Below are 16808 nucleotides of genomic sequence, written 5' to 3' on the forward strand. Positions count from 1 at the left end.
AACCCGAGCGGATGCGGCTGGTTTGAGCATGGAGCTATGTCGCGGGGCGGATGCCCGGATGGGCAGGTCTGAAGGCGCTGCGAGGCATGGGCGAAGGCCAGACCGCCAAGGTTGCCCCCCGCACGAGGTTCCCCGAGCCGCCATCAGAGGGGGGCCATGAAGGTCGCCGGGCGGAATGGACAGCGGGCGGGCGGCGTGGCAATTTACGCGGATGTCTCCCTCCGGCCTGATCCTCGGCGCGCTCTGCCTTGCCGCTTCGCTGACCCCCAGCCTCGTACCGCGCGCGGGCGTGGTGCAGGGCGCTTTGGCGGGGGCCTGTTTTGCCACGGGGTATGGGGTCGCGGTGCTGGCGGGCCTGATCTGGCGCGGGCTCGGCCTGCCGGTTCTGCGGGCGGAGCGGCTGCGGCTGCCTGCCGCCGGGATCGCGCTTGCCATCGTGGGATGGGCGCTGATCCGCGCGCCTCAGGGGCAAGACGCGCTGCATCGGGTCATGAACCTGCCGCCGGTGGAGACGGTGCGCCCGCTGTCGATCGCGCTGACGGCGCTGGCGGTGGCGGGGGTGCTGCTGGCGCTCGGGGTGCTGTTCCACCGGGCAGCGCTGGCGGTTTCGGGGCGGCTGCGGATCATCCTGCCGGAGCGGCTGGCGCTGCTTCTGGGGGTTGTTATCGTGCTGATGCTGTTCAATTTCATCGGTAATGACCTGCTGCTGCGGCAGGCGATCGGCGCCTTTGACGCCAGCTATCAGCGGATCGACGCGGCGCTCCCGTCCACCGATCCGATGAAGACCGGCTCGCTGATCCGGTGGGAGGATCTGGGGGCGGAGGGGCGCAACCGGATTTCGGACCCGCTCGATGCCGTGGGCATTGCCGCGATCACCGGCCGCCCGGCACGGGAGCCGCTGCGGATTTATGTCGGCCTCGGCTCGGGCGAAACGCCCGACGACCGTGCCCGCCTCGCACTGGAGGAGGCGATCCGCACCGGGGCCTTCACGCGCAGGACATTGGTGATCGCCACGCCCACCGGAACCGGCTGGGTGGATCCGGCGGCGATGTTTCCGCTCGAAGTGCTGACCCGGGGCGATGTCGCGACGGTTTCGGTGCAGTATTCCTACCTGCCAAGCTGGCTCAGCCTGCTGACCGTGCCGGAATATGGCGAGGAGACCGCCCGCGCCGTTTTTGCCGCGATCCACGACCATTGGCGCAGCCTGCCGCGCGACAGCCGTCCGAAGCTCTATCTGTTCGGGCTCAGCCTCGGCGCGCTGAATTCGGATCTGTCGGCCGATTTCTACGATCTGATCGCCGATCCGTATCAGGGCGCGCTCTGGGTCGGGCCGCCCTTCGGCAGCCGGAGTTGGCGCCATATCACCGAGGACCGCGCGCCCGGTTCGCCGGAATGGCTGCCCCGGTTCCGCGACGGATCGGTGGTGCGCTTCCTTAATCAGAACGGCGGGGACGAAGGCGCGCCCTGGGGGCCGGTGCGGATCGTCTATCTGCAATATGCCTCGGATCCGATCACCTTCTTTTCGCCCTCGATGCTCTGGCGCGAGCCCGACTGGATGCGGGGCCCGCGCGGTCCCGATGTGGCGCCGGAACTGCGCTGGATCCCGGTGGTGACCTTCCTTCAGGTCGGCTTCGACGTGATGACCGCCACCACCACCCCGCGCGGCCATGGCCATGTCTATGCCGGGGTGGATTACCTGAACGGCTGGCTGGCGCTTCTGTCGCCCGAGGGCTGGAGCGAAGCGGCGCTCGACCGGCTGCGGGCGGCGATGGCGGCGCGGGAGCTCTAGCGGTCCACCCTGCGCACGCCCGCCAGCCGCCCCGCCGCGATGGCGACGAAAGAACTCAGCAGGCTGAGCAGCGCGCCCATCTTCGCCGCGTCCTGATGCGGGCCGGGGGCAAAGGCCACCGCCGCCACGAACAGCGCCACGGTAAAACCAATCGCCGCGACACAGCCCAGAACGAAGAGGTCGCGCATCTCCATCCCCTTCGGCAGGCCCAGCCGCAGCACCCGCGCCGCGAACCAGCCGAAGAGCAGGATCCCCACCGGCTTGCCCAGCATCAGCCCGCCCAGAACCGCCGCCGTGGGCGCACCGATCGCGCTGAACTCCACCCCGGCATTCATCAGGCCGAACAGCAGCAGCACCCATTCGACCGGCATCTTGACCGCATGTTCGATGCTGTTGAGCAGGTCGGTCTGATGGCGCTCGCCCTCGGCGAAGATACCGAAGTCGCGCTCGGCATGGGGGATCACCGGCACGATGGGCAACAGGCCGAGCGCCGCATGGATCCCCGCCTGCTGAAAACCATACCAGCTGAGCGCCCCGGCGATGGCATAGGGCCAGAAGCCCAGAACCCGCCGCACCCAGGTCGAATTCGGCCGGTCCTGCTTGTGACGGTCGAGCCGCCGCGGCAGCCAGTTGCACAGCACGAACACCGCAGCCGCCGCGCCGAAGGACAGCAGCAACCACCCGGGCACGAGCGGGGCCGACGGATAGAAGGTCGCGAGGATCAAAAGCCCCCCCGCGTCATCCGCAATCGCCAGCAGCAGCAGAAACCCGATCGCCGGATGCCCCGGGCCAAAGACGATCCGCCCGACCAGATAGGAGAACGCGATGTCGGTCGCCGTCGGCACCGCCCAGCCGTGCTGGATCTCTCCCAGCACGCCGAACAGCACCGCGATCAGCAGATAGACCGCAACCGGCCCGGCCATGCCGCCAAGCGTCGCGATCAGCGGGGTGAGCGCCTTGCGCCCGCGCAGCGACCCGTCCTTGAGGATCACCGCCTCCCAGACTTCCTTTGCCGCGATAGCGAAGAAGAAGGCCATCAGCATGTCGTTGACCAGATAGTGCAGCGTCAGCACCCGCACCCCATCCGGCCCGATCGTACCGAACGGCCCACCGGTCCAAAGCGGGGTTTCGACGACATGGTGATAGCTTTCCGGCGCGATGTTCGCCCAGACCAGCGCCGCCACCGCCCCGGTGATCAACAGCAGCGAATAGGTCGAAATGATATTCCAGACGCGATACATCGGCACCTCCTTGTTGCGGGCAATCTAACCGCTCCCTGCCCGAGGGCAACCGGATACGGACCCGCGGCGCTGGACTTCCGCCCCGCGCGGGCGCAGCTTCGGCGCAAACATGAGGATTCCCATGCGCCCGATCGTACTCGCCCTGTCCCTGACCCTTGCCGCCCCGGCGCAGGCGGCGCTGTCCGGGTTCAACGACAGCGCGGCACAGATTTCCGTCATCGTGCAAAGCGGGCTGGTGGCCGATGCGCTGTATCAGGCCCCGGTTCTCGGGATCAGCCGGGGGCAAAGCTGGTCCGGCGGGCGGCAGGACTGGCACCTGCGCACGGAGCGTTGCACGGCGACGGTGCAGGTCGAACCGCGCAGGCGCAGCAGCATCGGACCGGTAAGCTGGGTGCTGCGCTCGGTCGGGCCCTGCGTGGACAGCACCCGCCCCATCCGCTAAGACTGTCGCGAAACCAACGACAGGAGGGCCGGATGGCCGGGATCAAACGCATCGAAAGCGGCGCACGGATGAGCGGCGCGGTGGTCTATAACGGGCTGGTCTGGCTGGCCGGTCAGGTCGGCACGCCGGGCGAAAGCGTGACGGTGCAGACGCAGGCCGCCCTGGCCGAGGTGGACCGCCTGCTGGCCGAAGCCGGTTCGGACAAGGAACATATCCTGTCGGCGCAGATCTGGCTTGCCGACATGGCCGATTTCGCGGAAATGAACGCCGTTTGGGATGCCTGGGTGCCGCAGGGCCATACCCCCGCCCGCGCGACCGGCGAAGCCAAGCTCGCCGCGCCGAACTATCTGGTCGAGGTGATCGTCACCGCCGCAGTGAAGTGACCCACAGGGCCCGCTCCGGCGGGCCTTACGCCGCCGCCGCCAGATGGCGGATGCGCTCCACCATCGCCCGCAGCCCGTTCGAGCGCTGCTGCGACAGGTGTTCATCGAGCCCGAGCCGCGCGAGTTCCGCCCCCGCATCCACCGCCAGCACCTGCTCCGTCGTCAGCCCGGCGTAGAGCGCATGCAGGATCGCGATCAGCCCGCGCACGATCAGCGCATCCGATTCGCCCTCGAAGTCGAACCGCGCCTGCGGCCCCTGCCCCTCGATCCTCGGCAGCATCCAGACCTGCGACGCACAGCCCTCCACCTTCGTCGCCGGAACCTTCACCGCATCATCCATCGCGGGCATCGCCTTGCCCAGTTCGATGACATGGCGGTATCGGTCCTCCCAATCGTCCAGAAAGTCGAAAGTGTCGGCGATATCCTCGAAAGCCTGGGTTGCCATCTGCCCCTCCATCCGGTTTTGCCCGTCCTAGCGCCGGGGCGCGCAAGGGTCCAGTGGCGGCTTTTCAAAACCCTCGCGATCGGCTACCCAAACAGGGCGCCGCGCGTCCCGCGCGCAAGACCGGAGAGACCATGAAACCGCTTCGCATCCTCGCCCTGCCGCTGCTTGCACTTTCCCTCGCCGGCTGCGGCTGGTTCAGAAGCGAAACCGCCCCCACGCTGGAACCCGAAGGCGGCTACCTCAAGCCACAGGAAGACGGCCGCGTTCCCGTGGCGCAGGTGACCAACGTCACGGTGGAACAAACCCTGTCCGGCGCCATCGTGCGCGCAACCGGCCTGCCGCCGACACAGGGCTGGTGGGCCGCGCGCCTCGTCGCCGAAAATGACGGCCATCCGGTCGATGGGGTGATGACCTATCGCTTCCTGCTGGCACCGCCCCCGGCAGACGCCCCCCGCCGCGTGCTGACCCAGGAGTCGCGCGAAGTCACCGCCGCCGCCTTCATCCGCGGCCCCCGCCTCGCGGGCGTGCATCAGGTCGTCGTGATCGGCGCGGAAAACTCCCGCTCGGCCAGCCGCTGAGCCACGCACCGCACCGGCGCAAACCCTGTCCATTGGCCTCAGGGCGCGCGCAGCGCGCCCCCGGGCCGGACCGCGCCAGCGGTCGGCACCATGGCACCGGGACCAACCGCACCTTTCAGGCCAAGCCTGTCTCCGCCCCCATCTCCGAAACTCCTGCCCCGGCGCGCGTAGCGCGCCCCGGGCCGGACCGCGAAGCGGTCGGCACCCTCAGACCGGGACCAGCCGCACCGCCGCACCCGAAGCCGTAAGCGCGAGTTCCCCCTTCGCGAGCCGCAACGCGTCGCGGCCGAACACTTCCTGCCGCCACCCGGTCAGCGCGGGCACATCGCGCTTGCCCGCCGCGATCCGGTCGAGGTCTGAGGACGACGCGATCAGCTTCGCCGCCACGCCCGTTTCCTCGGATTTCGCCTTCAGCAGAACACGCAGCAGATCGGCCAGCGCGGTGTTCACCTGCAACTGGTGATCCTCGTCGGGAACCTGCGGGAAATCCTCGGGCCGACACTCCATCCCCGCCTTCACCGCAGCGATGATCCCATCGGCAATGTCGCCGCGCCGCCCCTCGCGCAGCAGCAGCCGCGACTTGTTCAGTTCGTCGATCGTCGTGGGCTTGGTCGAGGCCAGTTCCAGCAGCGCGTCATCCTTGAAGATCCGCGACCGCGGGATGTTCTTGTTCTGCGCAAACCCCTCGCGGAACCGCGCCAGTTCCCGCACCACCGCCAGGAACCGCCCCGAGGTCGTGCGCGTCTTCACCCGCAGCCAGGCTTCCTCGGGCCGGGTGATATAGGTCTCGGGGTTGAGCAGAATGCCCACCTCCTCCTGTACCCAATCTTCGCGGCCCGATTTCTGCAATTCCTTCGACAGGAATTCGTAGATCACCCGCAGATGGGTCACATCGGCGATCGCATAGGTCTTCTGCGCATCGGTCAGCGGACGGCGCGACCAGTCGGTGAAGCGCGAGGTCTTGTCGAGCTGCTGCCGCGCGACCTTCTTCACCAGCGTCTCATAACCGACCTGCTCGCCGAAACCGCAGACCATCGCCGCGACCTGGGTATCGAACAGCGGCGTTGGAAACACATGCGCCTCGGTGAAGAAGATCTCCAGATCCTGCCGCGCGGCGTGGAACACCTTCACCGTCGGCTCGTGCCGGAACAGGTCGTAAAGCGGTTCGAGCGACAGCCCCTCCGCCAGCGGATCGACCAGAACCGCCTCGCCGTCCTTCGCGGGCGGAATCGCCAGCTGCACGAGGCAGAGCTTCGACCAATAGGTCCGCTCGCGCAGGAATTCGGTGTCGACGGTGACATAAGGTTGGGTCTTCGCCTTGGCACAGAATTCGGCCAGGGCTTCGGTCGTGGTAATGGTCTGCATGCGGCATCCTGTCCGCGGGGTCATCCCGCCTTTTCTTTCCTTTAGGCAGTGGTTGCCGGAAAGAAAAGCATGCACCCCGCGAATCTCGGGCTACGGCGCGCCGGTGCCACAGATTCGATCAGATCAGCACCGGATCGCGGTCGCCCGCCACATATCGGCGCAGCACGGCGGGGTAGAGCCGGTGTTCGACCGTCAGCACCCGGGCGGCCAGTGTCGCCGAGTTGTCTCCGGGCAGGACCGGCACCCGCCCCTGTCCGAGAATCGGGCCATCATCCAGCACGGGCGTGACCTCATGCACTGTGCAGCCCGCCTCGCTGTCGCCCGCGTCGATCGCACGCTGATGCGTATGCAGCCCCGGATATTTCGGCAAAAGCGAGGGGTGGATGTTCAGCATCCGCCCGGCGAAGCGCGTGACGAATTCCGGTGTCAGCACCCGCATGAACCCGGCCAGGCACAGCACATCCGGCTCCGCCGCCAGGATCGGTTTGAGCAATTCCGCCTCGAACCCCGCGCGATCCTTGCCGAAGGGGCGGTGATCCACCGCCGCCACGGGCACGCCAAGCGCCCGGGCCTTCTCCAGCCCGCCCGCCGCCGGATCGTTCGAGGCGACCAGAACCGGCGCGGCATAGCCCTCGGCCTGCATCGTCTCGACCAGCCGGACCATGTTGGACCCGCCGCCGGAAATCAGGATCGCGACACGTTTCAAAGCAGGCGGCCCGTGTAGCGCACGCCCTGCCCCGGCGTCACGGTGCCGATCCGGGTCACCGTTTCGCCCTGTTCCGCCAGCAGTTCGGCCAGCGCCCCGGCCCGCTCCGGCGCCACGACGAGGATCATGCCGATGCCGGAGTTGAAGGTCTTCAGCAGTTCCGGTTCCGCCATCTGCGCGGTTTCCGCCAGCCAGCGGAACACGGGCGGCAGTTCCCAGGACGACAGGTCGATCTGAGCGCCCAGCCCCTCGGGCAGCACGCGCGGCAGGTTCTCGGTCAGCCCGCCGCCGGTGATATGGGCCAGCGCATGGACGCCGCCCGCCCGCACCGCCGCCAGCGCCTGCTTTACATAAAGCCGCGTCGGGGCGAGCAGCGCCGCGCCCAGCGGCCCCTCGGCGAAGGGGGCGTCAGCCTCCCAGCCCAGACCCGAAAGCTCCACCACCTTGCGCACGAAGCTGTAGCCGTTGGAATGCACCCCATTCGACGCGAGGCCGAGCAGCACGTCACCCTCCGCCACGCCCGCCGGAAGATCCGCCCCGCGCTCCATCGCGCCGACGGCAAAGCCCGCCAGGTCGAAATCGTCCTTCGCATACATGCCAGGCATTTCGGCGGTTTCCCCCCCGATCAGCGCACAGCCGGATTGCGCGCAGCCCTCGGCGATGCCTTCGATGATCCGGGTCGCCTGATCGACATCTAGCTTGCCGGTGGCGAAATAGTCCAGGAAAAACAGCGGCTCCGCCCCCTGACACACAAGGTCGTTCACGCACATCGCCACCAGGTCGATGCCGATCGTATCGACATTGCCGGTGTCGATCGCGATCCGCAGCTTCGTGCCTACGCCATCCGTCGCCGCCACCAGCACCGGATCGGTGTAGCCCGCGGCCTTCAGGTCGAACAGCGCGCCAAAGCCGCCAAGCCCCGACATCGTGCCCGGCCGCGTGGTGCGTTTCGCCGCCGGCTTGATCCGCTCGACGAGCGCATTGCCCGCGTCGATGTCCACGCCCGCATCGGCATAGGTAAGCCCGTTCCTGCCCTTGGTCATCGCGCTGCTCCGTGCTGGAAATCCGTGGCCCGGCCCTTACCGCAAAGGCCGCGCGGGGGCAACGCCGCCCTACAGTGTTTCTTGACCCGCCCGGAAAATCCGCCTAACCCGAAACCAGACCTTGGGGGCCTGTAGCTCAATGGTCAGAGCAGGGCGCTCATAACGCCTTGGTTGGGGGTTCAAGTCCCTCCGGGCCTACCACATCCCCTTGCTTTTGCGTTTTCGCCCGCCTATTCCCCGCACATGACACAGCACCAGCGCCTCCTCATCATCGACTTCGGCTCGCAGGTCACGCAGCTTATCGCGCGGCGCCTGCGTGAACTGAACGTTTATTGCGAAATCCACCCCTATCAGCGGGTCACCGACGCTTTCCTGCGCGATTTCGCGCCGCGGGCGGTGATCCTGTCGGGCGGCCCTGACAGCGTGACGCGCGAAGGCTCCCCGCGCGCGCCCGAAAGCCTGTGGGCGATGGGCGTGCCGGTTCTGGGCATCTGCTACGGCCAGCAGACGATGATGACGCAGCTTGGCGGCAAGGTCGAAAGCGGCCATGGCACCGCCGAATTCGGCCGCGCCTTCGTCACCCAGACCGAAGAGCGGCTGGAGATCCTGAACGGCTGGTTCGTGGATGGCAAGGAACAGGTCTGGATGAGCCACGGCGATCACGTCAGCCAGATCGCCCCGGGCTTCAAGGTCTACGGCACCTCGCCCAACGCGCCCTTCGCGATCACGGCGGATGTGGCGCGCAACTTCTACGCCGTGCAGTTCCACCCGGAGGTGCATCACACCCCGAAGGGCGCGAAACTCTACGAGAATTTCGTGCGGCTGGCGGGCTTTACCGGCGACTGGACGATGGCGGGCTACCGCGAACAGGCGATCGCGCAGATCCGCGCGCAGGTCGGCGACAAGCGGGTGATCTGCGGCCTGTCGGGCGGCGTGGACAGCTCCGTCGCCGCCGTGCTGATCCATGAGGCGATCGGCGACAATCTGACCTGCGTCTTCGTGGACCACGGCCTCCTGCGCAAGGGCGAGGCCGAAGAGGTCGTGACGATGTTCCGCGACCATTACAACATGAAGCTGATCGCGGCGGATGAGAGCGACCTGTTCCTCGGCGCGCTCGAAGGCGTCTCGGACCCGGAGGTCAAGCGCAAGACCATCGGCAAGCTGTTCATCGACGTGTTCCAGAAATACGCGAACCAGATCGAGGGCGCGGAGTTCCTGGCACAGGGCACGCTCTACCCCGATGTCATCGAATTCGGTGTCCTTCTCGGGCGGCCCTTCGGTGACGATCAAGTCGCACCACAATGTCGGCGGCCTGCCGGAGAAGATGGGGCTGAAGCTGGTCGAACCGCTGCGCGAGCTGTTCAAGGACGAAGTGCGCGCCCTGGGCCGCGAACTCGGCCTGCCGCAGAAGTTCATCGGGCGCCACCCCTTCCCCGGCCCGGGCTTGGCGATCCGCTGCCCCGGCGAAATCACGCGCGAAAAGCTCGCCATCCTGCGCGAGGCCGATGCCGTCTATATCGACCAGATCCGCAAGCACGGCCTTTATGACGAGATCTGGCAGGCTTTCGTGGCGATCCTGCCGGTGCGCACCGTCGGCGTGATGGGCGATGGGCGCACCTACGACTACGCCTGCGCCCTGCGCGCGGTGACCTCGGTCGATGGCATGACGGCGGATTACTATCCGTTCTCGCACGAATTCCTCGGCGAAACCGCGACCCGGATCATCAACGAAGTGAAGGGCATCAACCGGGTGACCTACGACATCACCTCGAAGCCCCCGGGCACGATCGAGTGGGAATGACGAAAACCAGAACGCCCGGCCGAAGCCGGGCGTTTTTCATTGTGGGCGTTTGTCCTGCTCCGGATCCGCCTTGCCGATGCCGGTGAACACCGGCTTCAGCGGCAGCGCCCAGAGCAACCCCAGCCCGATATAGACCAGAAGCGCGCCCCAGACCGGCATCGCGCCCCACCGCGCCTCGGCCCAGTTCACCACGCTGACCGCCACGACGATGTAGAGCGGCAGCCCCACGACGAGCGCGAGCAGGGACAGGCGGCGGCGGGTGCGATAGCTCAGCATCAGTCGGCGAAGGGGTCGGTGACGAGGATCGTGTCATCCCGCTCCGGGCTGGTGGAGAGCATGGCAACCGGGCATTGGATCAGTTCCTCGATCCGGCGGACGTATTTCACCGCCGCGCCGGGCAGATCGTTCCACGACCGGGCGCCCTGAGTCGAATCCTGCCAGCCTTCCATTTCTTCATAGATCGGCTTCGCCTTGGCCTGAAGCGCGGCCTGCGTCGGCAGGTAATCGTAATGCACGCCGTCCACTTCGTAGCCGGTGCAGATCTTGATCGTCTCGAAACCGTCAAGCACATCGAGCTTGGTCAGCGCGATTCCCTTCATGCCGGACAGCGCGCAGGTCTGCCGTACCAGCACCGCGTCGAACCAGCCGCAGCGGCGCTTGCGCCCGGTGACCGTGCCGAATTCATGGCCGCGCGTGCCCAGACGCTCGCCGTCTTCGTCATGCAGCTCGGTCGGGAACGGACCCATGCCGACGCGGGTGGTATAGGCCTTGACGATGCCGAGCGAGTAATCGACCGCGTTCGGCCCAAGGCCGACGCCCGTCGCCGCCTGCCCCGCGATCACGTTCGACGAGGTGACATAGGGATAGGTGCCGAAGTCGATGTCCAGGAGCGACCCCTGCGCACCCTCGAACAGGATGCGTTTGCCGGCGCGGCGCATCTCGTTCATGATCTTCCACACCGGCGCGGCGTATTTCAGGATCTCGGGCGCGATGTCACGCAATTGCGCAAGCAGCGCCTCGGGGTCAATCGGCTCCATGCCAAGGCCCGAGCGCAGCGCGTTGTGATGCACCAGCGCGCGGTCGATCCGCTGCCGCAGGGTTTCTTCATCCGCGAGGTCCGCGACCCGGATCACCCGGCGGCCGACTTTATCTTCATAGGCCGGGCCGATGCCGCGGCCAGTGGTGCCGATCTTGGAACCCGAGGCCTGCGCCTCGCGCGCGCGGTCCAGTTCGCCATGGAACGGCATGATCAGCGCGGTGTTCTCCGCCACCATCAGCGTTTCGGGGCTGATATCCACGCCCTGCTCGCGGATCGCGGCGATCTCCTTGATCAGGTGCCAGGGATCCAGCACCACACCGTTGCCGATGATCGACAGCTTGCCGCCCCGCACCACGCCCGAAGGCAGCGCGTTCAGCTTGTAGACCTTGCCCCCGATGACCAGCGTGTGGCCCGCGTTGTGCCCGCCCTGAAACCGCGCGATCACATCCGCCCGCTCCGAGAGCCAGTCGACGATCTTGCCCTTGCCCTCGTCGCCCCATTGGGCGCCGACCACCACGACATTGGCCATTTGCCACTCCTGATAGGTTCTTAAAACCGTGCGTTCTATAACGGGGCCGGACCGCCGGGGAAACCGCTTTTTCCGCAGAAGCGGCAAACGCGGCTATTCGGGGTTGCGGTACCGGGACGCTCCGCATAGATAGACCCGGCAGCAAGCGGAACCCTCGCCTATGGAAAACGTCGTTCTTACCGTCCACCTGATCCTCGCCCTTCTTCTGATCGGCGTCGTGTTGCTGCAACGTTCCGAAGGGGGCGGGCTCGGCATGGGTGGCTCCGGCACCGGCGTGATGACCGGGCGGCAGGCGGCGAATGCGCTGACCCGGCTGACCTGGGCGCTGGCCGCGGGTTTCATCGTGACCTCGCTGACGCTGACGGTTCTGGCCGCGCATAAGGCGGGCGGTAGCTCGGTCTTCGACAGCCTGTTCGAGGCACCGCCGGCCGCAACCGCCCCGGCTGCGCCGAATGTCGAACTTCCGCCGCCGGCCGTGGATGCGCCCGTCGCCCCGCCGGCCGCTGATGCTCCAGTGACGCCGCCTGCGGCAAACTGACACTACAACTGGCGTCAGGCTTTCTCGAACATCGCAAAGTGTAGCGGGGCGGTTGCGGGCGCGCCCCGAATCGGTTAGATATCAAGTCCCGTGATCCTGAATCTTTGGTTCAGGTAACAGATGCGTTTTTGCTGAATCACGGGGGCTTCCATGGCACGATATGTCTTCATTACCGGCGGTGTGGTGTCATCGCTGGGCAAGGGCCTTGCCTCCGCGGCGCTTGGCGCGCTGTTGCAGGCGCGGGGCTTCTCGGTGCGGCTGCGCAAGCTCGACCCCTATCTGAACGTTGACCCGGGCACGATGTCGCCGTTTGAACATGGCGAAGTCTTCGTCACCGATGACGGGGCGGAGACGGACCTCGACCTCGGCCACTACGAACGCTTTACCGGGGTGAGCGCGCGCAAGACGGATTCGATCTCCTCCGGCCGGATTTATTCCAATGTTCTGGAGAAGGAACGCAAGGGCGCCTACCTGGGCAAGACGATTCAGGTCATTCCGCATGTTACAAATGAAATCAAGGACTTCCTGACTATCGGCGACGATGAGGTCGATTTCATGCTCTGCGAGATCGGCGGCACGGTGGGCGACATCGAGGGCCTGCCGTTCTTCGAGGCGATCCGCCAGTTCATCCACGAACGCCCGCGCGGGCAATGTATTCTGATGCACCTGACGCTGCTGCCCTATCTGGCGGCTTCGGGCGAGTTGAAGACCAAGCCGACGCAGCATTCGGTGAAGGAGCTTCAATCCATCGGCCTCGCGCCCGATGTGCTGGTCTGCCGCTCGGAACATCCGATCCCGGACAAGGAACGCGCCAAGATCGCGCTGTTCTGCAACGTGCGCCCGGATGCGGTGATCCCGGCCTATGACCTGAAGTCGATTTACGAGGCTCCGCTGGCCTATCACCGCGTCGGGCTGGATCAGGCGGTTCTGGATGCCTTCGGCATTTCGCCCGCGCCGCGCCCGGACATGGGCCGCTGGGAAGATGTGATGGACCGGCTGACCAATGCCGAGGGCGAGGTGAAGGTCGCCATCGTCGGCAAATATGTGCAGCTCGAAGACGCCTACAAGTCGATCGCCGAGGCGCTGACCCATGGCGGCATGGCGAACCGGGTGAAGGTCAAGGCCGAATGGATCGACGCCGAGATCTTTGAGCATGAAGACCCTGCCCCGCATCTGGAGAATTTCAACGCGATCCTGGTTCCCGGTGGCTTCGGCGAGCGCGGCACCGAGGGCAAGATCCGCGCGGCGCAATATGCCCGCGAAAAGGGCATCCCCTATCTGGGGATCTGCCTTGGCATGCAGATGGCGGTGATCGAGGCGGCGCGGAACCTCGCGCGGATCAACGACGCGGGGTCCGAGGAATTCGACCACGAGGCGGGTAAGAAACGTTTTACCCCGGTTGTGTATCACCTGAAGGAATGGGTGCAGGGCAATCACCGGGTCGAGCGCAAGCTGGATGATGACAAGGGCGGCACGATGCGCCTTGGTGCTTATTCGGCGGTGCTGAAAGAGGGCTCGAAGGTCGCGGAGGTCTATGGCACCACGCAGATCGAGGAACGCCACCGCCACCGCTACGAGGTCGACATCCGCTATCGCGATCAGTTGGAGGAATGCGGGCTGGTGTTCTCCGGCATGTCGCCCGATGGCCGCCTGCCCGAAATCGTCGAGCATAAGGGTCACCCGTGGTTCATCGGCGTGCAGTTCCACCCGGAACTGAAGTCGAAGCCCTTCGCGCCGCATCCGCTCTTCGCGGGCTTCGTGAAGGCGGCGAAGGAACAGAGCCGGTTGGTCTGAGCGCTTCCGGGACTGCAACACCCGCCGACCCGTACGCGGATCGGCGTTTCGCGCAAATGCCATCGGACAGGAGGGCATCGAAATGCCCCGCTACCCGTTTTCCTTCGAGATCAGCGAACCGGTTCTGGACTATTTCCAGAGCCAGAAGATCTATCTCGGGCATTTTCGGCGGATCGCGGGCGTCCACAAGATGGGCACCCGGTTGACCATTCACGGTCCCGTTGTCATCGAGCCGGAGGCGACCCTGCCAGTCGGATCCTTCCTGAGCATGGGGACGATGAGCTATGCGCTCTCCGTGCTGCCGTGGCGGACGACGGTCGGGCGGTATTGCAGCATCGCGAAGCGGGTCGAGGTTCTGGGCATCGACCATCCCAGCGGCTGGATCTCAAGCCATCCCTTCACCTTCCGCAAGAACCACCACGACACGATCGCGAAACTGCACGGCGCCGCGCCGGACTGGAAACCCTTCGAGATCGACCATGGCCCGATCACCATCGGCCATGACGTCTGGATCGGGCAGGACGTGCGCCTTCGCTCGGGGCTGACGATCGGCACCGGGGCGATCATCGCCGCCGGATCCGTGGTGACCAAGGACGTTCCGCCCTATGCGATCGTCGGCGGCGTGCCCGCCCGGCTGATCCGCTACCGGTTCGACGCGCCGATGATCGAACGGCTGCTGCGCACGCAATGGTGGCAATATCACGTCAAGGATTTCGCCGGGCTGCCAGTCGATCAGCCGGAGGCCTTTCTGGACGGGATCGAGGACAGGGCGGCCGCTGGCGCGATTGTTCCCTATGCACCTGCGGCGGTTGATCTTGCCGCGGAGATTTCACTGCTCCCCCCGCCGGAACCCGCGCCGCGCGGAACGCTGTTCTCGCGGTTCCTGCGCAAGGCGCGGCGGCGGTAATCATCCGGACTTCCGGACCCTGGGCTATCGCCTTCCGACCGCGCATCCCGGAGCAATGCGCATGCTCAGGCGTAGAGCGACCCCCATCGGTCGAGCAGCCGACTTTGCAGAATTCTTCGAGCGCGCCACCCAGGCAGCTCCACCCTTCGGCTGCTCTTCCCGCCCCGAACGTGCGCGGCGCGCGAGATCCTGCGTGAAGATCGCAAACACCAGATCCCGCCCGCCCGGCACCGTGGCATAACCGGTCAGTGTCGAAACGAAGTTCAGCGTCCCGGTCTTCGCATCGACCTTGATCCGTGAATCCTTCTCCATCCGGCCATTCGCGTCCCGCAGTGCGAAAGGCTTCATCAACCCCCGCAACCCGACGCGCGGCCCCAGCAGCGCCACCGCCCGCACCATCTCGATCGGCGCGATCCGGTTGTCGGCGCCCAGGCCCGAATGATCCACGAACCGGGCCGGACCGCGCCCCAACCGTTGCTGGAACCAGCCGCTCATCGCCGCGCCCGAAGCCCCGAGCGCCGCCGCCTGCCCCAGCCGCAGACTGGTGGTCATGCCGATGGTCTCCGCCGTCAGATTGGTCGAATGCTTCATCATGTCGCGCAGCAGCGGCGTGAGCGGCGCCGATCCGCGTTCGACCAGAACCTTGCCCGAGGGCGCCGCCCCGATCCGCTGCGGCGCGGGAAGGTCGATCCCCTGCCCGCGCGCCAGCGTCCGGAACACCTCCCCCGCATAGCCCGCCGGGTCGCGCACCGGAAGCCAGCGGCTGCCCGATTTGCCAAGCGCGCCCTGCGCCACGGTCCAGCGCTCCCGCCCGTTCTGGCGCGCATAGGTGAACAGCGGCGCCGCGCGGCTGGTCACGGTGACCTCGCTGCCGGTGACGCGCGGCACGGCCTTGGCGCCGCGTGCATCCATCGACACCGCATAACCGCCCTTGCCCTGCTTCCACTCGAAACAGACGCGGTTGAAATTCAGGTTCAGCCCGGAAATCGCCGGGTTATAACCGACATGGACGGGCTGATCGTCGCAGATCTCCTCGGCATAGGGCAAGGCCCCGCCCCAGACCAGAAAACGCCCGGTCACCCGGCGCACCCCGGCCGCCGCGAGCCGCGCCGCCATATCGGCCAGATCGTCGGTCGAAAGCGTCGGATCCCCGCCGCCCGAAAGAATCAGATCGCCGCGCAACTGCCCGCCGCTCACCGGCCCGGTGGCGATCAGCCGGGTCGGGAAGCGGAACTCCGGCCCGAGCGATTCGAGCGCATAAAGCGAGGTGATCGTCTTCACGGTCGAGGCGGGCGCCATTCCGACGGTTTCGTTATGGGCCTCCAGCACCTTTCCCGCGCGCGGATCGACCACCACGAAGCCGACCTGCCCGCCAAGCTGCGCCGCCGCGATCAGATCGCCCACCCCCTGCGCCCGGACCGCCGCCTGTGCCCGCGCCGTTCCGGGAACGGCCAGTGCCGCGATTCCGCCCAGAACTGTCCGCCGTGTCACCGTCATCGTCATCGCCCCCGACTCGTGGCCTGATCATGCGCCCGCGCCTTTCGCGCGGCAAGCGCTGCCCCCTCGCAACCTCGCTGAACAAGGTTAACGAATCTTCATCCCGCGCCGCGAATCTTCCACGCGCCCCGCGCCCGGAGTTCGGAGGACGACATATCCGACATCGGCATCTGCACGAAACACCACGCCGGCGGCGGCGCACCGGGCAGATCCCGCGCGACTGACAGCCGCGCGCCCTCGAAAATCCGCGCCGCCCGCGCCTGCCGCACCGCCATGCGCGCCCCCGGCCGGGCCAGGACGCCCACCGGAACCATCTGCAAAATCCGCCGCCAGTTCTCCCATCGGTCGAACTGGATCAGGTTGTCGGCCCCCATCAGCCAGACGAACTGCACCCCGGGATAGAGCGCCAGGATCCGCTTCAGCGTCTGCGCCGTATAGCGCGTGCCCAGCCGAAGCTCGATGTCGGTGATGTCCACCCGCGGATCCGGCATCACGCGGCGGGCTTCCGCCAGACGCGCGGCCATCGGCGCGGGCCCGCGGACCTTCAGCGGATTGCCCGGGCTGAGCATCCACCAGACCCGATCCAGACCGAAGCGGCGCAGCGCCTCCCGCGTGATATGGGCATGGCCTTCATGGGCCGGATCGAACGATCCGCCCAGAATGCCGATCCGCATGCCCGGCTGCGCAATGGGAAAGCCCTGTCTCATGGCG

General features: G+C 66.8%; 16 protein-coding genes, 1 tRNA gene and 1 pseudogene. 9 read left to right on the forward strand and 9 right to left on the reverse strand.

All coding sequences use genetic code 11. The annotated features are described in order from the left end of the window. The first annotated feature begins 211 nt into the window (after positions 1 to 211). Positions 212 to 1789 (forward strand): alpha/beta hydrolase, encoded by a 1578-nt coding sequence (locus tag QM789_RS10825; protein ID WP_420351916.1) that lies wholly within the window; start codon positions 212 to 214, stop codon positions 1787 to 1789. Here the strand turns inward: QM789_RS10825 and QM789_RS10830 are convergent. After that, positions 1786 to 3030 carry a Na+/H+ antiporter NhaA gene (locus QM789_RS10830; protein WP_420351917.1) on the reverse strand — a complete coding sequence of 415 codons (1245 nt, stop codon included), beginning with the start codon at positions 3028 to 3030 and terminating at the stop codon, positions 1786 to 1788. The genes QM789_RS10825 and QM789_RS10830 overlap by 4 nt on opposite strands. 121 nt (positions 3031 to 3151) lie before the next feature. Here QM789_RS10830 and QM789_RS10835 point away from each other — a divergent pair, with 121 nt between their 5' ends. Together QM789_RS10835 and QM789_RS10840 are read left to right on the forward strand one after the other, a co-directional pair. Then, positions 3152 to 3472, forward strand: coding sequence for a hypothetical protein (locus QM789_RS10835; RefSeq protein ID WP_420351918.1), 321 nt, complete (start codon positions 3152 to 3154; stop codon positions 3470 to 3472). A gap of 32 nt (positions 3473 to 3504) precedes the next feature. Further along, a complete protein-coding gene (locus QM789_RS10840) occupies positions 3505 to 3855 on the forward strand; it encodes a RidA family protein (RefSeq protein WP_420351919.1) in 351 nt (116 codons plus the stop codon). 25 nt (positions 3856 to 3880) lie between these two features. On the opposite strand, the gene QM789_RS10845 is transcribed toward QM789_RS10840, so the two are convergent. Continuing rightward, positions 3881 to 4300, reverse strand: a complete 420-nt coding sequence (locus QM789_RS10845; RefSeq protein WP_420351920.1) for a SufE family protein — start codon at positions 4298 to 4300, stop codon at positions 3881 to 3883. 131 nt (positions 4301 to 4431) lie between these two features. Between QM789_RS10845 and QM789_RS10850 the strand changes: the two genes are divergently transcribed. Then, positions 4432 to 4878: a hypothetical protein gene (locus QM789_RS10850; RefSeq protein ID WP_420351921.1), complete on the forward strand. Its 447-nt coding sequence runs from the start codon at positions 4432 to 4434 to the stop codon at positions 4876 to 4878. Positions 4879 to 5085: 207 nt separating this feature from the next. Here QM789_RS10850 and rnd read toward each other — a convergent pair whose 3' ends face one another. The 3 genes from rnd to purM form a co-directional block, all read right to left on the reverse strand. Beyond that, positions 5086 to 6243 carry a ribonuclease D gene (gene rnd, locus QM789_RS10855; RefSeq protein ID WP_420351922.1) on the reverse strand — a complete coding sequence of 386 codons (1158 nt, stop codon included), beginning with the start codon at positions 6241 to 6243 and terminating at the stop codon, positions 5086 to 5088. A gap of 118 nt (positions 6244 to 6361) precedes the next feature. Next, complete coding sequence (gene purN, locus QM789_RS10860) at positions 6362 to 6949, reverse strand: phosphoribosylglycinamide formyltransferase (protein WP_420351923.1); 588 nt, start codon at positions 6947 to 6949, stop codon at positions 6362 to 6364. Continuing rightward, positions 6946 to 7992, reverse strand: a complete 1047-nt coding sequence (gene purM, locus QM789_RS10865; protein WP_420351924.1) for a phosphoribosylformylglycinamidine cyclo-ligase — start codon at positions 7990 to 7992, stop codon at positions 6946 to 6948. Before purM ends, purN begins: the two co-directional genes overlap by 4 nt. 125 nt (positions 7993 to 8117) lie before the next feature. Here purM and QM789_RS10870 point away from each other — a divergent pair. Then, a tRNA-Ile gene (locus tag QM789_RS10870) sits at positions 8118 to 8193 on the forward strand. Positions 8194 to 8235: 42 nt separating this feature from the next. Beyond that, positions 8236 to 9793: pseudogene (guaA, locus tag QM789_RS10875) on the forward strand (glutamine-hydrolyzing GMP synthase). A gap of 36 nt (positions 9794 to 9829) precedes the next feature. Here the strand turns inward: guaA and QM789_RS10880 are convergent. Together QM789_RS10880 and QM789_RS10885 are read right to left on the reverse strand one after the other, a co-directional pair. After that, a complete protein-coding gene (locus QM789_RS10880; protein ID WP_420351925.1) occupies positions 9830 to 10069 on the reverse strand; it encodes a DUF2842 domain-containing protein in 240 nt (79 codons plus the stop codon). Further along, a complete protein-coding gene (locus QM789_RS10885) occupies positions 10069 to 11361 on the reverse strand; it encodes an adenylosuccinate synthase (protein WP_420351926.1) in 1293 nt (430 codons plus the stop codon). Before QM789_RS10885 ends, QM789_RS10880 begins: the two co-directional genes overlap by 1 nt. Positions 11362 to 11521: 160 nt before the next feature. Between QM789_RS10885 and secG the strand changes: the two genes are divergently transcribed. From secG to QM789_RS10900, 3 genes are all read left to right on the forward strand, one after another. After that, complete coding sequence (secG, locus tag QM789_RS10890) at positions 11522 to 11899, forward strand: preprotein translocase subunit SecG (protein WP_420351927.1); 378 nt, start codon at positions 11522 to 11524, stop codon at positions 11897 to 11899. A gap of 150 nt (positions 11900 to 12049) precedes the next feature. After that, the gene (locus tag QM789_RS10895) at positions 12050 to 13693 is read left to right on the forward strand and encodes a CTP synthase (protein ID WP_420351928.1); all 1644 of its coding nucleotides are present in this window, start codon (positions 12050 to 12052) and stop codon (positions 13691 to 13693) included. 82 nt (positions 13694 to 13775) lie between these two features. Next, positions 13776 to 14600 carry a CatB-related O-acetyltransferase gene (locus QM789_RS10900; protein WP_420351929.1) on the forward strand — a complete coding sequence of 275 codons (825 nt, stop codon included), beginning with the start codon at positions 13776 to 13778 and terminating at the stop codon, positions 14598 to 14600. Between the two features lie 24 nt (positions 14601 to 14624). On the opposite strand, the gene dacB is transcribed toward QM789_RS10900, so the two are convergent. Together dacB and QM789_RS10910 are read right to left on the reverse strand one after the other, a co-directional pair. Then, on the reverse strand, positions 14625 to 16097 hold the full coding sequence (dacB, locus tag QM789_RS10905; protein WP_420351930.1) for a D-alanyl-D-alanine carboxypeptidase/D-alanyl-D-alanine endopeptidase: 1473 nt from the start codon (positions 16095 to 16097) through the stop codon (positions 14625 to 14627). Positions 16098 to 16195: 98 nt separating this feature from the next. Beyond that, positions 16196 to 16804: a nicotinate-nucleotide adenylyltransferase gene (locus tag QM789_RS10910; protein ID WP_420351931.1), complete on the reverse strand. Its 609-nt coding sequence runs from the start codon at positions 16802 to 16804 to the stop codon at positions 16196 to 16198. Between the last annotated feature and the right edge of the window lie 4 nt (positions 16805 to 16808).

The organism is Paenirhodobacter sp., from assembly GCF_047600745.1.
In the GTDB taxonomy this organism is placed as follows: Bacteria; Pseudomonadota; Alphaproteobacteria; order Rhodobacterales; family Rhodobacteraceae; genus Rhodobacter.

Bases quoted from the DNA above. Each gene is read 5' to 3' on its own strand.
- QM789_RS10840 (WP_420351919.1), top strand. From the start codon at position 3,505: ATGGCCGGGATCAAACGCATCGAAAGCGGCGCACGGATGAGCGGCGCG.
- dacB (WP_420351930.1), bottom strand. From the start codon at position 16,097: ATGACGGTGACACGGCGGACAGTTCTGGGCGGAATCGCGGCACTGGCC.
- secG (WP_420351927.1), top strand. From the start codon at position 11,522: ATGGAAAACGTCGTTCTTACCGTCCACCTGATCCTCGCCCTTCTTCTG.
- QM789_RS10885 (WP_420351926.1), bottom strand. From the start codon at position 11,361: ATGGCCAATGTCGTGGTGGTCGGCGCCCAATGGGGCGACGAGGGCAAG.
- QM789_RS10845 (WP_420351920.1), bottom strand. From the start codon at position 4,300: ATGGCAACCCAGGCTTTCGAGGATATCGCCGACACTTTCGACTTTCTG.
- QM789_RS10825 (WP_420351916.1), top strand. From the start codon at position 212: ATGTCTCCCTCCGGCCTGATCCTCGGCGCGCTCTGCCTTGCCGCTTCG.
- QM789_RS10830 (WP_420351917.1), bottom strand. From the start codon at position 3,030: ATGTATCGCGTCTGGAATATCATTTCGACCTATTCGCTGCTGTTGATC.
- purM (WP_420351924.1), bottom strand. From the start codon at position 7,992: ATGACCAAGGGCAGGAACGGGCTTACCTATGCCGATGCGGGCGTGGAC.
- QM789_RS10910 (WP_420351931.1), bottom strand. From the start codon at position 16,804: ATGAGACAGGGCTTTCCCATTGCGCAGCCGGGCATGCGGATCGGCATT.
- QM789_RS10835 (WP_420351918.1), top strand. From the start codon at position 3,152: ATGCGCCCGATCGTACTCGCCCTGTCCCTGACCCTTGCCGCCCCGGCG.
- QM789_RS10900 (WP_420351929.1), top strand. From the start codon at position 13,776: ATGCCCCGCTACCCGTTTTCCTTCGAGATCAGCGAACCGGTTCTGGAC.
- QM789_RS10850 (WP_420351921.1), top strand. From the start codon at position 4,432: ATGAAACCGCTTCGCATCCTCGCCCTGCCGCTGCTTGCACTTTCCCTC.
- rnd (WP_420351922.1), bottom strand. From the start codon at position 6,243: ATGCAGACCATTACCACGACCGAAGCCCTGGCCGAATTCTGTGCCAAG.
- QM789_RS10895 (WP_420351928.1), top strand. From the start codon at position 12,050: ATGGCACGATATGTCTTCATTACCGGCGGTGTGGTGTCATCGCTGGGC.
- QM789_RS10880 (WP_420351925.1), bottom strand. From the start codon at position 10,069: ATGCTGAGCTATCGCACCCGCCGCCGCCTGTCCCTGCTCGCGCTCGTC.